General features: G+C 48.7%; 12 protein-coding genes. 5 read left to right on the top strand and 7 right to left on the bottom strand.

What is annotated here, in order from left to right:
* The first annotated feature begins 80 nt into the window (after positions 1 to 80).
* Both AC1S52_RS05825 and AC1S52_RS05820 read left to right on the top strand, forming a co-directional pair.
* Positions 81 to 299, top strand: a complete 219-nt coding sequence (locus tag AC1S52_RS05825; protein WP_482028066.1) for a hypothetical protein — start codon at positions 81 to 83, stop codon at positions 297 to 299.
* Between the two features lie 321 nt (positions 300 to 620).
* Positions 621 to 1,766: a response regulator transcription factor gene (locus tag AC1S52_RS05820; protein WP_482028065.1), complete on the top strand. Its 1,146-nt coding sequence runs from the start codon at positions 621 to 623 to the stop codon at positions 1,764 to 1,766.
* Positions 1,767 to 1,975: 209 nt separating this feature from the next.
* Here AC1S52_RS05820 and AC1S52_RS05815 read toward each other — a convergent pair whose 3' ends face one another.
* From AC1S52_RS05815 to AC1S52_RS05795, 5 genes are all read right to left on the bottom strand, one after another.
* Positions 1,976 to 4,753 carry a hypothetical protein gene (locus AC1S52_RS05815; protein ID WP_482028064.1) on the bottom strand — a complete coding sequence of 926 codons (2,778 nt, stop codon included), beginning with the start codon at positions 4,751 to 4,753 and terminating at the stop codon, positions 1,976 to 1,978.
* Positions 4,753 to 5,472 carry a hypothetical protein gene (locus AC1S52_RS05810; protein WP_482028063.1) on the bottom strand — a complete coding sequence of 240 codons (720 nt, stop codon included), beginning with the start codon at positions 5,470 to 5,472 and terminating at the stop codon, positions 4,753 to 4,755. The genes AC1S52_RS05815 and AC1S52_RS05810 overlap by 1 nt, the downstream gene beginning before the upstream one ends.
* Before the next feature lie 496 nt (positions 5,473 to 5,968).
* Positions 5,969 to 6,439 (bottom strand): MgtC/SapB family protein, encoded by a 471-nt coding sequence (locus tag AC1S52_RS05805; RefSeq protein WP_482028062.1) that lies wholly within the window; start codon positions 6,437 to 6,439, stop codon positions 5,969 to 5,971.
* 73 nt (positions 6,440 to 6,512) lie between these two features.
* A complete protein-coding gene (locus tag AC1S52_RS05800; protein ID WP_482028061.1) occupies positions 6,513 to 6,776 on the bottom strand; it encodes a hypothetical protein in 264 nt (87 codons plus the stop codon).
* A gap of 94 nt (positions 6,777 to 6,870) precedes the next feature.
* Complete coding sequence (locus AC1S52_RS05795) at positions 6,871 to 8,418, bottom strand: gluconokinase (RefSeq protein WP_482028060.1); 1,548 nt, start codon at positions 8,416 to 8,418, stop codon at positions 6,871 to 6,873.
* A 633-nt stretch (positions 8,419 to 9,051) separates the two neighbouring features.
* On the opposite strand from AC1S52_RS05795, the gene AC1S52_RS05790 reads away from it, so the two are divergent.
* On the top strand, positions 9,052 to 9,417 hold the full coding sequence (locus tag AC1S52_RS05790; RefSeq protein ID WP_482028059.1) for a photosystem I reaction center subunit IV: 366 nt from the start codon (positions 9,052 to 9,054) through the stop codon (positions 9,415 to 9,417).
* 132 nt (positions 9,418 to 9,549) lie between these two features.
* Here the strand turns inward: AC1S52_RS05790 and AC1S52_RS05785 are convergent, their stop codons facing one another.
* Positions 9,550 to 9,915, bottom strand: coding sequence for a hypothetical protein (locus tag AC1S52_RS05785; RefSeq protein ID WP_482028058.1), 366 nt, complete (start codon positions 9,913 to 9,915; stop codon positions 9,550 to 9,552).
* Positions 9,916 to 10,185: 270 nt separating this feature from the next.
* Between AC1S52_RS05785 and dinB the strand changes: the two genes are divergently transcribed.
* Positions 10,186 to 11,277: a DNA polymerase IV gene (dinB, locus tag AC1S52_RS05780; RefSeq protein WP_482028057.1), complete on the top strand. Its 1,092-nt coding sequence runs from the start codon at positions 10,186 to 10,188 to the stop codon at positions 11,275 to 11,277.
* A gap of 91 nt (positions 11,278 to 11,368) precedes the next feature.
* On the opposite strand, the gene AC1S52_RS05775 is transcribed toward dinB, so the two are convergent.
* The gene (locus tag AC1S52_RS05775) at positions 11,369 to 14,368 is read right to left on the bottom strand and encodes a UPF0182 family protein (RefSeq protein ID WP_482028056.1); all 3,000 of its coding nucleotides are present in this window, start codon (positions 14,366 to 14,368) and stop codon (positions 11,369 to 11,371) included.
* Positions 14,369 to 14,789: 421 nt separating this feature from the next.
* On the opposite strand from AC1S52_RS05775, the gene AC1S52_RS05770 reads away from it, so the two are divergent.
* Positions 14,790 to 15,071, top strand: a complete 282-nt coding sequence (locus AC1S52_RS05770) for a helix-turn-helix domain-containing protein (RefSeq protein WP_482028055.1) — start codon at positions 14,790 to 14,792, stop codon at positions 15,069 to 15,071.
* Positions 15,072 to 15,105: the final 34 nt, after the last annotated feature.

The raw sequence follows: 15,105 nt of genomic DNA, 5'->3' as shown, positions 1-15,105 counted from the left end.
TTGACTTTAGCGCCATCAAAATTTCTGATTTCTGGACAAAAGAACAGCTCCATCGTTCCGAATTTGTCTATCACAGGTTCATGCGCTACATGGATGCAGAAGACAACTTTACCCTCTGCCTACCCTACCTTGAGCCTCCAGGATTCGTAGAACCGAGCAGCTCACAAGCCCCCAACTTAGTAGTTGACTCGATCAACCTGTTCCGAGAAGAGCGCAGCTTTACCGATCGCGATCGCACCATCCTCAACCTCCTACAGCGTCACCTGATGCAGGCTGACCACAGCAAAGACTGGGAGTAGGGAGTGGGGAGTAGGAAATCGTGTGGCTTAACCAAAAGAAAATCGCTGTAAGGCGTTTGCTTGAAACGTCAATTAGTCATTTACCGTATCAAGTTGTAACGAGAGAGATACAAATATTCAGGATATTTTTTCTTAGCAGATCTTTAGCACCAGAACGACATTCAAGCCCATCTCCCCCGAATTTCCCTCAATCCCCCCTCAATCCCCCCTCAATCCCCCCGAAATCTTCTCTTCCAGTTTTTAAGTTTAGGAAAAGGATAAAGTCTGCTCAGCATTGCTAGCGCCACTATAAAGTTCCCTTAGCCCCAGGGACACAAGATTATGCCACACCTTTCAGACGAGGATTATCAGAGGATCCTAATTTTCTTGCAGGGTCTCTATGGCTCCAAGAGCTTTGAAGACTTCGCAACCTACGTTCGCAAATCCATTACAGAGATTGTCCCAGCAGAGCCGTCGGTTTTCGTAACCATAGATTTTGAAAAGCGCCAAACCTATGGCAGAGGACCTATTCCCTATATTCCAGACTTAGACGAGCTTGCAAAAAAGCACGTCCATGAGCACCCTTTAGTAACTCATCTACTGAGTACCTTTGACTTTAGCGCCATCAAAATTTCTGATTTCTGGACAGAAGAACAACTCCATCGTTCCGAATTCGTCTATCACAGGTTCATGCGCTACATGGATGCAGAAGACAACTTTACCCTCTGCCTACCCTACCTTGAGCCTCAAAGATTCGTAGAACCGAGCAGTTTACAAGCCCCTAACTTAATGGTTGACTCAATCAACCTGTTTCGAGAAGAGCGCAGCTTTACCGATCGCGATCGCACCATCCTCAATCTTCTCCAGCCTCACCTGATGCAGGCTCGCCAAACAGCTCAAGCCTTTTCTCAACTGTTGCAAGAGAAGGAATATTTACAGGATTGCCTCAACACCTCTGGTAGTGTCGTCTTGGGGGTAGAAGGACAAGTTCAATGGATTACTCGAAAAGCTGAACGACTGCTCAAACAGTATTTTCCAGCCTTCCATTCCAATCAATCACTACCAGAGCGATTGAAACAATGGGTTAACTATCAACGCTCCTTACTGTCAAACCATAACGGCTCTTTGAAACCCTTAGCGCCGCTCAAAATTGAGCAGCATGACAAGTTACTCAACGTTGGCTTTGCCGCCGATCCGGGCAAGGACCAATACGTACTGCTGCTATCCGAACAAAAAAGTCCGTCTCTTTACATCGAATTGCTCGAAACTTTAGGACTCAGTACACGGGAAGCCGAGGTGCTGTTTTGGGTGATGGAGGGTAAAACCAATGCCGAGATTGCCAGCGTTCTCTATCTCAGTATCAGCACCGTGAAGAAGCACCTGGAGCATATCTATCTCAAATTAGGAGCGCATACCCGTGCTGGCGCGGTAGTCGAAGCCTTCAGGCAATTGGGGGTGCTCAACCTGGACAGTTCATCCCTCGTCTAAGGGCTTGTTAAAAAATAAGGGACTCGCAAATTAATAAAGTCCCAACGTCATTCCCGCGCAGGCGGGAATCCATCGTGGAGCAGCTTGTCTAGCGGGTACTTTATTTTGGGGCACATCCCTAACCTCATGGTGGTGCGTTACGCTGACGCTAACAGCACCCTACGGTTCGATCAAACCGTGAAATTGTTTCTTTACAACGCCTTACCTTTTCATCCCTTTCCTTCCAGGATAGTCAGCCCTGTCACGGCTAAAGTTCCTGCGATCGCAGAACTCAGTAAGGATGTCAACGCAATACTAAACAACCACCAGGCAGCGATCGCCGTAGCTTTGCGAGTTGCTTCTATTTGCTGTTGTGCCTGTTGTTTCAGATCTTCTACCCGCTGGTAGGTTTCCTGTTTAACACTTTCCAGTTTTTCCTGGGGCAGTTTGATTAGTTGCTGTAATTCCTGTTGAATGCGATCGTAATTCATTTCAGGAAGTTCTAATGAGTCCAGAACATTGCCAATGTTACCTAATACATTACCCAGTGCCGCTTGCCCCTGTTGTTGGGTGGCTTCTAATTGACCCAGCAGGTGATTAAACGTTGTTTCAATCTGATCCACGACCTGAGTGGCTTCTTCTTCGAGCAGATCACCCCGCTCCGTTAGAAACTGCACCAGGTTTGAGCGATTGAATTGAGACAGCACATCCTGTAATCCTGTTTGAGTTCCTTGAAGTAATCGTTTCAGATCGCGCTGAATTGCTTCAGGACGGAGATCTTCCTTATCAACGTCATGCAAGTACTCCTGGAGCCGTGCCGGAATATCCTGGAGCGTGTTTTGTGAGCGCACCACCCAGCGCCGGGGGAACTTGCCCAGGCGATAAAGCACCTGCTGCGCCTGGTGAATGACCCGGTCGGTCTGCTCTTCTGTCAATCCCTGTGACCTTAATTGGTGCATGAGAGAGTCCCAGTCAATTTGGGTGAACAGGGGAGCCAGTCCCAAAGACAGGAGTTGAGGTTGGTCTAGCAAGTTCAGCAGATCGTGCTGAATCGTTTCCAGGTTGAGATCTGACCCATCCAGGGTTTGCAAGTAGTGGGCGATCGCCTCCCCTAGCTGACTGTACACATCCTCAATCGATGAAGTTGATGCTGAGGTTGCGGCAACCGGCGTTAACAGATCGTTCCAGGTTTTCTCAACCCGATCGCCCACCTGTTGAATCCGCTTCTCAGTCAGGTCCTGGCGTGCTTTCAAAGTTTGCAATACTTTCTCTAAATCAAATGCCGGGATGTAGGATGGGAGGGTTTCTAGATCGATGGTTGTTTCTTTCAATAGTCTTTTAACCTGCCGCTGAATGTTACGGGCATTCAGCTTTTCATCGCGATCGCTTAAGTAGGTCAACAACTTTTGCCAGAGGGTTTCTGCTTCGGCTTTGGCTTTGGCTTGCTCCTGTTTAGTTTCTTTGATTAAGCGATCGCGCATCGTCTGAAGCTGCTCGGCAATCTGCTCAACCTCCTGAGACTCCAGATCCTGTCGTTCTGCCAGGGATTCCACAACTGTATGCCGCTGCAATTGATCCAACCAATCCAGAAACACCTCAGAACTAAGATGATAGGTTGCCTGTAAGGTCTTGAGCTGTTTTTGCATCAGCTTTGGCTTCAAGTCCTCCTTTTCAGCGGATTGGAGATATTCGACGATTGGCTGCTGGGAGCGTTTCAGATTTTCCTGCACGATCTCCTGCTCAAGGGTTTCCAGGACTTCTAACCGCACAGCTTCCAAACGGTCAGCAATTTTGGTAATTTTCCTGGGAGAGAGATCATCCCGCTGGGTCAATATTTCGACAAACTGATCACGGTTCAAGTCAGCTAATGGCGGTTGGAGCAACTGCGGATCAGCTTCCAGGTCGTATATCACATCCCTAAACTCAAGCTTGACCGTCTTGCGTGTCAACTGCCAGGGGTAAGCATTCAGCAGGTAATCTTCCACATCGGCTTGAATGGTAGTGGTCGGTGATAGAAAGCGTCCGATCGCTGCCACTGCCTGCCCAATTGGATGGTTGAGGGATTGGATCTGGGACAAAACCCGTGTTACATCTAAATCTGAAAGATCAATTCGACTGCGGATTGCCCTCAACAGTGCTTTGAAGTCGATTGCCGGTCCTGTAGATTGGCTGGGGGATTGATCATCCTTTACAGCTAAAGAGGTTGTTTCTGTAAGACCCTGTAGCCTGCGCCTGAGTTCGTCTGGGGTTAACTGATCGGGTTGGGCAGACTTAAGAAAATCGAGCACTTCTGTTTCCGCGTTTGGGGATGGCAGCACTGGCTTTTCCCGTTGCGATCGCTGAAGCTCTAAATATTGCTGAAGGGTTGCTTGAATTCGACTGGCGTTTGCCTGACTCAATTCTCGTTGAGTTTCGCTAATGGCTGCCATTTCAGCCGTAATTTGCTGCCGGAGTTGGGTTTCCAGTGTATTGGATGAATTAGCAAAGATGGGTTTGGCGATCGCTCGTAGCCCCTGCCAACCGGAACTCAACACGCCTAAAACAGAATCCAGCACCGAACCCACTGTCGTAGAACCCAACCAGACCAGAATCAAAAAATAGGCTGACCAGATCACCACTCCCAGAATTGCCCCCACAATGGCATGGTCTGCCAGACTAAGTTTGACTGCCAAAAAACAGGCAGCAAACAAAACGCTATTGACCGTCAACAGCGTACCAAAACCGAGGGCAAATCCAATCGTTTGTGCAGTGTTACCAGGACTGTTGGATTTCTCCGATTCCGACTGTTCAGAGGCTAGTTTTTCAGAAGATAGCTCCTCAGAAGATAATTCGTCAGAGGATAGTTCCTCAAACGACAGGTCAGAAGACTCAGAAGATTGATTAGGTAAATAACCCAGGGCAGTAATTCCGGCTGCAATGCCCAGGTTTGTCAGCAGCAGTTGCAAGGCAAAGGCGATCAGCAACCCTGCAACCAGTGTGACAAAAAACGGAGGGTTAGAAACCACCATTAAGACTTCTTGCCTTTCTTCTTCTTCTTCTTACCTGATTTTCCACCTTTCGTTGCCTTTTTTGGTGCCCCAACTACTTCTAATACTGCGGTTCCTAGGGAATCTTTTGCATCATTCGCTTTTTCCTTTGCCCCACTTAAAGCGTGGGTTGTCGTATCGATCGCGCCTGATACCGAATCTCCGAAGGAACTTGCCCTATCTTTAGTATTCTCTTTTGCCTGTTCAGCCTTATTTTTTGCCGCCTCAAGCGCCCCTTTTGAGAGATTGGCTAAAGAGTCTTTGGTGTCTCCAGCCCGTTCTTTTGTGATGTTAACCGTTTCTTTTGCCCCATCCAATGCATCTGAAGTGGCATCTCCTATCGCTTCTTTTGTATGCTCAGCTCTACCCTTGACGGTGTCAATCACATCTGTAATGGCAGGGGTTACTTCTACTACTACATCCTGTAAGGCTTCGACGGCATTTTTGAGGGATGGTTGGGCATCCGTGACCGCATCCTTAACCGTGACAGCCGCATCGCCAATCGAACTACGAACGTCGTCTAGCTTGCCATTCTCTTGCGCCGATTGGGTTACTTTTGCGATCGCGGATTTGGCAATTTCCGCTACCGCTGTACCAATAGCGTCGATATCAGTTCCTAGCAGATGATCATTACCATTTTGACTCTGCTTTTTAGCCCTCTTCTTCTTATATATTTTTGCGTTTTTCTTTTTCTTACCCATTACATTATTCTCCGTACCACAGCTTGTTGGAGTAAAGACGGTATGAGGCAAATCACTTCATACCGTCGTACCAACCACCTGTTAGGCAATGAATGATCAATTGCAATCATTTAACCTATTACAATAGCTAGCGCGATCCTGAATGATGACGTGAGGTAAAAGCTGAAGATGTATAGAATCTAATACCTCAGATTCACTTGTCATCTTTACCTTTAATCAGGTCTAGAATTTCAAGCCAGGTTAGTCAATGAGGGGCTTAAACCTCTTGCCTGCACCAATTCAAATAGGCTTCAACTCAAAAAAAATTGCGATCTGCCTATCTGAAAGTAAACTCTTCGATTCTCCAATTTTTTGAGAATTAGCTCATCCTAAACGAGAAATTTTAAGACTTCAATCCTCCTAATGACTGAAATGGGTTTAACAAAAGGGTGTGTTCTCCATTTCATCGATCGCTGACTGCTCTAAAGGCTAGATACAACACAACCCATTGACTCAATTACCGCAGACTTACTTTCTCTACCCGCTTGACCACGGTAAGAGTCAGCAGGGAAAACATGGCTCCTACCAACCCTAATTGCCATAGCCCGCAACCTGCAACAATCCCCAAACTGGAAGAGACCCAAATGGCGGCGGCTGAGGTCAGTCCCTCGACCCTGGTTCCAGCATCTTTGCGGGAGTTATGCAAAATCACCCCCCCTCCAATAAAACCAACGCCAACAATGATGCCCTGAAGCACTCGGCTCAAAGCATCGGCACTATCCTGAGCAATGCCCACCTGAATGGGTATCAGCGTTAGCAGGGCTGAACCCAAGCCCACAAGCATATGGGTTCTTAAACCCGCTGGTTTATCCCTCAGTTCTCGATCCAACCCGATGAGGGCACCGATCAGTAAAGCAGCTCCTAACCGAAGTACAAGATCTAGCCCATCGACTGGAATTAATAAAAGGTTGATTGCAGTGTCTGGCATGGTGGTTCGGCAAGCTAGGCTGTGTTATCTGGTACTCTGGGGCGTAAGTTTGGCAACCCTTCTAGGGGTGTTTTCAGAGCCAGGATGGTAAACCTGCAAAGACTGATGCAACGCAGGTCCAAATGACAAAGCCTCCCAGATCTGCCTCATCTAACGCGGTTGCCATCCGAGATAAAGACCATAGAAGCCCTCCCAGGAGCGATCCCAGGATAGCCAGAATCGGAAGGTAGTTTGCGATCGCCATCATTGCTCTGCCTGCCCCTCTATTCAATTGGTTCAATGGTTGAATAATGATCCAGACCAGCCCTAAAATAACTCCCTCTACTGGTTGAATCATTCCCTATGCTTCAGGTTAATCCAGCATACCCATTCTTGAGCAATCCCCATCCCCCCATCAACCATGGCTGAAACCAAGCCGCTATTGGCTATAGCTACGGGTTGTGAAGGACTGTATTAGCGTTGCAGCTTAACTCGTGCTGCAATTGGGCAATTTGCTCATACTCTCCCTGAAACTTGCCAAGCAGACGTTCATAAATAGGCAGAATGCGACGGTAAACGTCTACGTTTTGTGAAATCGGTTGATAGGTGGACTGTTCCCTCACCCATTGATGGCTGACATCCAGGGAATCAATCACTTTGAGGGCATAAAGCCCTAATATTGCCGCGCCTAAACCGGAACTCTCATGTTGCTTGGGAATAATAATTTCACAGTTGAATACATCTGTTGCAATCTGTCGCCACAGGTTAGAGGCGGTAAACCCTCCGGCTACCCGAATGCTATGAAGTGGGTGGGTCAAACTCTGAAGCACTTGAAACACCATGTATAAGTTCAGGGCAACCCCTTCTAGCACGGCGCGAACCAGATGTGCCTTGTTGTGATTGATGGTTAAACCAAAAAAAGAACCCCGTGCTTCGGGTTGCCACAGGGGCGATCGCTCCCCCAGCAGGTAGGGATGGAAAAGCAGCCCACCCGCCCCAACCGGAATGGTTTCAGCAAGTGCCGTCAGCGCCTCATAGTGATCGGCAATTGCCAATTGGTCACGCAGCCACTGCAACACAACTCCCCCATTATTGACGGCTCCCCCAACGACCCAATGGCGGTCATCCAGAATGTAGCAAAACAGGCGCTGATCGGGGTCTGTAATGGGATGGTTCACGGTAGTACGAATCGCCCCACTGGTGCCTACGGTCATGGCAACAATGCCAGGGGCGATCGCCCCCATGCCTAAATTGGATAACGGTCCATCACTCCCACCAATCACAACAGGTGTATTCGGTACCAGTCCCATGGCTTCAGCAAATTCTGGCTTTAATGCTGGCATGATGTGCGTGACGGGTACCAGTTGGGATAAACGATCCGCTGTAATATTAGCCGCACTCAGCGCTTCAGTATCCCAGTGCAGTGTTTCTAGATTGAGCAAGCCAGTTGCGGATGCTGTGGAATAATCAACAATGAACTCGTGAAATAACCGATAAAAAATGTACTCTTTTATCGAAATAAACTTAGCTGTGCGCTCAAAAATTTCAGGATGCTCCCGACCTAGCCAGAGGATTTTCACCATCGGCGACATGGGGTGAATGGGAGTTCCAGTCTGGCGATAGAGTTTATGGCTATTGGGCGATCGCTGAATCTCCTTTGCCCACGGAGCACTGCGGTTGTCAGCCCAGGTAATGCACTGAGTCAGCAACTTCCCGTTGGCATCGACGGCAATCAGGCTATGCATCGCGGCACTAAAAGACAGACCCAGAACTGCTTGCGGCTGAATCGGACTGTCCTGAATCACCTGACGAACGGTTTGAATCACCGCCGCCAAAATTTCATCGGGATTTTGCTCTGCCACCCCTGCCACAGGAGAATACAGGCAATAACTGATCTGGTGCTTGCCGATCTCTTCTCCGCTGCAATTAAACAGCACGGATTTGGTACTGGAAGTACCAATATCGACCCCAATCACATAACGATGAATTTCTTGAACCACCTTAGGGTCTCTCTGGCTGATGCAACTATGGTCACCTCTACTCCAAATGCTTCAAGAATAAAACAAAGAAAGGAGCGGGAATCGACTTTATCGTCAACGGTTAACATACAGAAACCATTGAGGACTGAGTCTTCGCATCCTGTCATAGTAACCCCCAACATCCCTTCAGGCATCGGCGTTGCTGAATCGAGATATGAACCGGAAAATCTGCCCTCACCCTAGCCCTCTCCCAAAGGGCGAGGGAACAAGATTTCTAGCTCCCTTCTCCCTAGGGAGAAGGGTTGGGGATGAGGGTTAAATCATACCTACACTCAGCAATGCCCAGGCATCTAGCGATCCTAATGATCGGTAGAAATTGACCCCTGTCACCCTAAAGACAGAATTTATATTAAGTTTTTTTTCGTTTATGTCGGTCTTGATTTGCAGTCGAGATCAAGATGTAAACTTTCTTTAGCATTTTTCAGATAGCCTTAATTCTCAGCCCTCAAAGCGGAGGGATTGAGTCTTTGGGTAGATGAACGATAAGCTTAATAGTGGAAGGCTTTTAGATGTCCTGGGATCTGATTTCTTCAGCTTCTCAGAATGGCAGGTTTAACTGTCTAAGATGAAAATAAATGCTAAGGAGATAAAAAAATGGTTCAGCGTGGTTCTAAAGTTCGTGTTCTCCGGGAAGAATCCTACTGGTATAAGGATGTGGGTACTGTTGCATCGATTGACCAGAGTGGAATTAAATATTCGGTCATTGTTCGCTTTGATCGAGTCAACTACGCCGGAGTTAACACGAATAACTTTGCAGAACGTGAACTTGAAGTGGTAGCAGGACCTACGAAGAAGGGAACCACCCCAACCGCTTCTGGTGGTAAACAGACCCCGCTTGAGCCAGGGATCCGTAGAACGGGTAGTGGCGCAGATATTAAAAAGCCCGGCGCTGAAGCGGACGCTCCTGGTGGCAGCTCTGATACAGAAGGCGATCCCAACCAGGGAACTGAGGCTCGGTAATCGCATTCGGGCATAAAGGTGAGTAGATAAGCCATCTAACCTAAAAAAATCATCGCCTAGTCTTTTTTAGATTAGGCGATGATTTGCATCAGTATCAGAGAAGGAACCCTTCTAACTGGCTCTGGAGAATGATTACGACCAGATGCGTTCACCATTTTCATCAACCCGTGCCTGACGGATGACATCTGAAATTTCTTCCGCATCTTTTACGTGATGGAGCGCTTTCCGCTCACCATCGGGCGTATCTACGACGAAGTAGGTTGGCACAACAATGTGATCCCCTGTGATATCGGGAGCATCGACAGCAACTTGCTTGGCTTTTTCTTCCAGGGATTTAGAGTCATCAATGCGATCGCCTGGATTAACCGTCAATGTTTTTCCTGATTTTGCAAGTTCTTCTTTCTGAGCACGCTTCTGCTCTGGATCAACCTCCTCAGGAGTCATTGGTTGATTGATCTCGGTTGGATTCTCATTAGGAATGGCATCTTCGTTAATCATAAAAGGTTGGAATCCTCGAATCTGAATCTTATAGACTCCACTTTAAAAGAGTTCCATCTAAGTGACTTCCTTCAAAAGGGACAATTCCACAAATTACCTCTCGCCCACAAGAAGTATCCTTCTACACTTAAAACTGTAAGTTAGTGCCATTCAGCCGTCGTTCAGATCAGAAAGCTACAGTTCTGTAAATTCGGGTGGGGAGTGTAGACTACAGGGTGCGGTTAATGCAAATGAAAATGTCTGTCGATATAAAACCGTTTGCACGCTCCGATGAACATAGTTAGAAAGATTATCCATGTGGATATGGATGCCTTTTTTGCATCCGTTGAACAGCGAGATGAACCAAATTATCGGGGCAAGCCTGTTGTCGTAGGTGGTTCCCCTGAAAAGCGCGGTGCGGTTGCGGCTGCCAGTTACGAAGCCCGTCAGTTTGGGATTCATTCTGCCATGCCTTCTCGAATTGCGGTTCAAAAGTGTCCCCAGGTGATCTTTGTAAAACCCCGGTTTGAGGTGTACCGGATGGTTTCAGAACAAATTCGGGATATTTTTTACCGTTACACAGACCTGGTAGAACCGCTATCGCTGGATGAGGCATACCTTGATGTAACGGTTAATCGGACAGGTAGCTCCTCTGCAACCAGCGTTGCCAGGGAAATCAAAGAATCGATCTATCGTGAAACCCAACTGACCGCATCAGCGGGCATTTCGATCAATAAATTTCTGGCAAAAATGGCTTCTGGGATGGATAAGCCCGATGGATTGTTTCTGATTCCCCCAGAAAAGGCAGCAGCTTTTGTTGAACAATTACCGATTGAAAAGTTTCACGGAATTGGTAGAGTCACCGCTGCCAAAATGCACAAGCTGGGAATTTTAGTGGGTGCCGACCTGAAACAGTGGACAGAGGAAGCGCTGATTCAACAATTTGGCAAGGTAGGGCAGTTCTATTACCGGATTGTAAGAGCGGAGGACGATCGCCCCGTCAACCCCAACCGCCTTCGCAAATCCATTGGGACTGAGAAGACGTTTGACAATGACCTGGATGATCTGTCGCAAATGAGCATTGAGTTAACCCAGATTACCCACACCCTGAAAGAACGGCTGGAGGCGAAAAACATTTCTGGTCGAACCATTACGCTGAAAATTCGCTATGCCGACTATCAATTAATTACCCGCAGCCGCAGCCTTGCCTTTCCCACCAATGACGAAGTGCTCATCCTTAACCTGGCTCAGGAATTGCTATTTTCAACCATCGATTGGAGCAATAAGAAAGTCCGGCTTTTGGGGATTTCCGTTTCCAATTTAGATGATGAGGATGATAAGTCAGTGGCATTCCAGCAACTTTCACTCAATTTGGAGATGTAGTTTATCTGTTTCGATCGCGCTGAACCAAAGAGTAAAGTGGCTTCATTTGATCACATGGAAGTGTTCTCCCACCTCATAGTACACCCGTTCTCTACTGACCGGGAATTACGGGATCCTCGACTGGACGGATGATGGTCGCATCGGGTGTCACTTCTGGGCTAAAAATGGCTTGCAGTGCTTCTTCTAGCGTGGGAGACATAACAATCCGGTTTTCGTAGGCAACAATCACCCGGACCAGGGTTGGCAGGCTGTTTTGAGTGGCTTCCAGGTAAAGCGGCTCCACATACAGAAGCGACTGTTCAATGGGAATAATCAGGAGATTGCCCTGGATTGCTCTGGAACCCAGCCGGTTCCACAAAGAAATTTGCTGGGAAATCACCGGATCCTGGTTAATCCGAGCCTCAATTTGTTCGGGTCCGAAAACCAGTCGTTCCTTTGGAAACACATAAAGCAGCAATTTGCCATAATTCTCGCCATCCGATCGCGCCGCCAACCAGGCAATCAAATTGGTCCGCTCTCGTGGCGTATAGGGCAACAGCAGAATAAACTCTTCAAACGGCACCACTGGCAAACTGGTAATCAGGTAATAGGGCTGCACCGGACGAGACTCATTGCCATAGACCTCATTCGGAACTTGCCACTGGTCTTCCCTGTTATAAAACACCTGGGGGTCGGTCATGTGATAGGTTAACAACCGTTCCGATTGCAGTTGGAAGAAATCGACCGGATAGCGGATATGATTCCGCAGATCAACGGGCATGGCGCTCAGGGGTTTGAACATCGTCGGGAAAATTGCTGACCAGGTTTTGATGATGGGATCACGGGCGTCGGCAACATAAAAATCCACGGAGCCGTGATAGGCATCGATCACCACCTTGACTGAGTTCCGAATATAGTTAATCCCCTCACTACCCGTGTCTGAGTAAGGGTAGCGATCGCTGGTGGTATAGGCATCCACCATCCAGTACAAATAATTTTCATTTTGAGTGTCCGGTTCCTGTCCATCGGCTGCAACCAGATAGGGGTCACTATCAAACCGCAGGAAAGGGGCGATCGCCTGAATCCGATGTTTGATATTGCGTCGGAACAACACCTTGGTATCCGGCAGAAAATCGCGGGTAAACAGGAGTCGCCAATCTCTCAGGTAAACAGCAAATAGCCAGCGTCTCCACTGTGAACCGATATTAATCCCACCCCGACCACTGTAGACAGTGTAAACATTGTCGCTGCCGCTGGGAAAATCTAACTCCCCTATCCGTGTCCCTGTCATGACGTAGGTGTTAGTGATCTCACCATAGTAAATTCGGGGTCGCCCAATCGGGATACTGGCACGAATCGCATCACTGGAGGTGCTAAGTGATCCCTCTTCTGCTCCACTAATGTCTTTCACGAAGTACTCCGGTAGTCCACCGGCACCAGCCGTGTTCACGGGACTGACAGTAAAGCCATAGCCGTGGGTGTAGATCAAATGACGGTTAATCCAGGTTTGCGCCTGTTGTGGCACAGCGCTGTAGTCCAACTCCCGTGCAGCGATTAAAACCTGCCGTTGCTCAGTTTCGCCATTCTGGTTAGGAGCAGGTTGCTGCGGCGCAGCGGGTCTGGCAGTGGTGATATTGGTTTGCAGGGTATAGCGATCGACATCGGCATCAGGAAAACGGTAATAAAGCCGGATTTGTTGCAGTTGGCGGTTGGTTTCCAGCAGTGGGCGCTCATCCCAGAGGCGAATATTACGGACGGTCAAATCATTAGCCGCCAGGTCCGCTTCGGTCAGTTGCCCCACTGGGTTAAAGGTTTGAGCATCGATCGCCTCCAGGTCAAATGCCTGCCGGGTCAGGGCAATCGTGCGCTCAATGTAGGGGCGCTCCTGCACCAGTTCATTTGGCTGCACTACGAGATACTGAATGGTTTCGGGGGCAACGACTCCGGCAACTGCCAGGATGCCAAACAGTCCCAGCCCAATGGGCACCCAACGGCGATGGGGAGATTTGGGTTGCCAGACAATCACTCTCCAGATTAAGTAACCGGCGATCGCCAGTGCCAGCAAACTCAAGACCGTATAGGCAGGCAATTGAGCATTGACATCGGTGTAACTGGCACCAAAGGCAACCCCACGGGGCGAATACAGCAATTCATACCGACTCAGCCAGTAGCTCAGGGCAACGGTCACCATGACACCACTGCCAACCCCATACAGGTGGCGCTGCTGAACGGATGAAAACCCGAGAAACTTGCCCTGACTGAGGCTATTTCCTGACAGCAGGTAGGTCAGAATCACTGCAACGAATCCGTATACGGTCAACCCGACGAGCCACAGTTCCACCAATTCCGCCACCGGCAAAGCAAAGATATAAAAGCTAATATCCCTGCCAAACAGGGGTTCTGCACGGTTGAAAGAGGTGGGATGCCAATACTGCAAAAGGGTTGCCCAATGCGTTGAAAGCAACCAGCCCAACCCAATACTGAAGATAACCGCGATCGCCCGCAGTAAAAATCGGGCATAGAGGAGTAGGGCGATCGCGACCAGAATGATAGCCCCCGCCAGCCACCCGACCTGGGGCGTGAGTTGTCCTCCCATTTGCCAGAGGGCAGCCGGTTGAACCCTGGCAATCAAGGGTCCCGTCAAACTGGGACCAGCCTGCCAGTAACGAAATGCCAGTTGACCGTACTGAACCAGCAGAAAACCAGCCACCAAATTCAGCCCAAAGATGAGCGGCAGCAGCGATCGCAGTCTTAGCGATCGGGTAGCGGCAATCCCTGCCGGATACTCCATCACCGTGACACCCCCAATCCCCAGCGCAAAGCGGGAACCGCGCTCGTATTCTTTGATATCCTTGCCTTGGCTAACGGCTGGAGGAAAATTTGGGTACTTCAGCCGTTCAGCCAGAACCAGGTTCCCCACCAGATAAGCCGCGGTCACGGTTGTCACCACTGCCCACAGAACCAGGCGCACTTGAAACTTGAGCAGAAAGACTGAGAGATAATCAACTTCCTGGAACCAGAGAATTTCGGCTCCCAGGCGAGTGGCAACATCCAGAAATATCACCACTCCCAGAAGCACAATCAATAGCCGAAAACCACGGTTCCAGATCATAAGAGTCGCTGTATTGCCCAATCAACTGCCAGGTCAAAACTAAAAATTCGCTCTTACCAGTAGGGAAAGAGATTCATGAGTTCATAGTCCCTTTATTCTGCCGCAATCCTGCCGATTCAGACGTGCCATTCCACGGGCAGCGACAGCAGTTCACACCAGCGATGGAGCGGAATCAGACCTCATCCCCAACCCTTCTCCCCAGGGAGAAGGGAGTAAGCTGCTAGTTCCCTCGCCCGTTGGGAGAGGGCTAGGGAGAGGGCAAACATAGATCCTTATTCCTTAGGGCAGAGCCAACAAACAGGCTTGAACAGGCTTTTTTTGAATCAGAAATATCTAAAGGTAGATGTGCCTTAGTTTTTTGATGTGTTATGTGAATAACCAAAGGACGCATCATTCGCTAATATTTCACGAGGGTGATCCAATGTCATTGATAATGCCTAAAACTAAACCGCCTGGCTCTGATATAAATGAGTTTGTCCGTGAATTGAGAGCGCTATCTGGGCTGACTCAAGAACAATTTGCCGCCAAGCTAGGTGTAACTTTAGTGACCGTGAACCGTTGGGAGAACGATCGCGCCAAGCCGATGCCCTTAGCCTTGCGGCAACTGAATGCTTTAGCGATCGAAATAAGTCAGATTGGCAGCGAATCGGAGCGCGAACTAGCTCACCGTTTATTGACACAGTATTTTCCAGAAAACTTCTAATCCTCCCACTTTATAATTCTCGAATCATCAGTAG

It is taken from the genome of Kovacikia sp. CALU 1929 (assembly GCF_056784235.1).
Note: the sequence above shows the minus strand (reverse complement) of the source record. Positions and strands in the feature narration are given on the sequence as shown.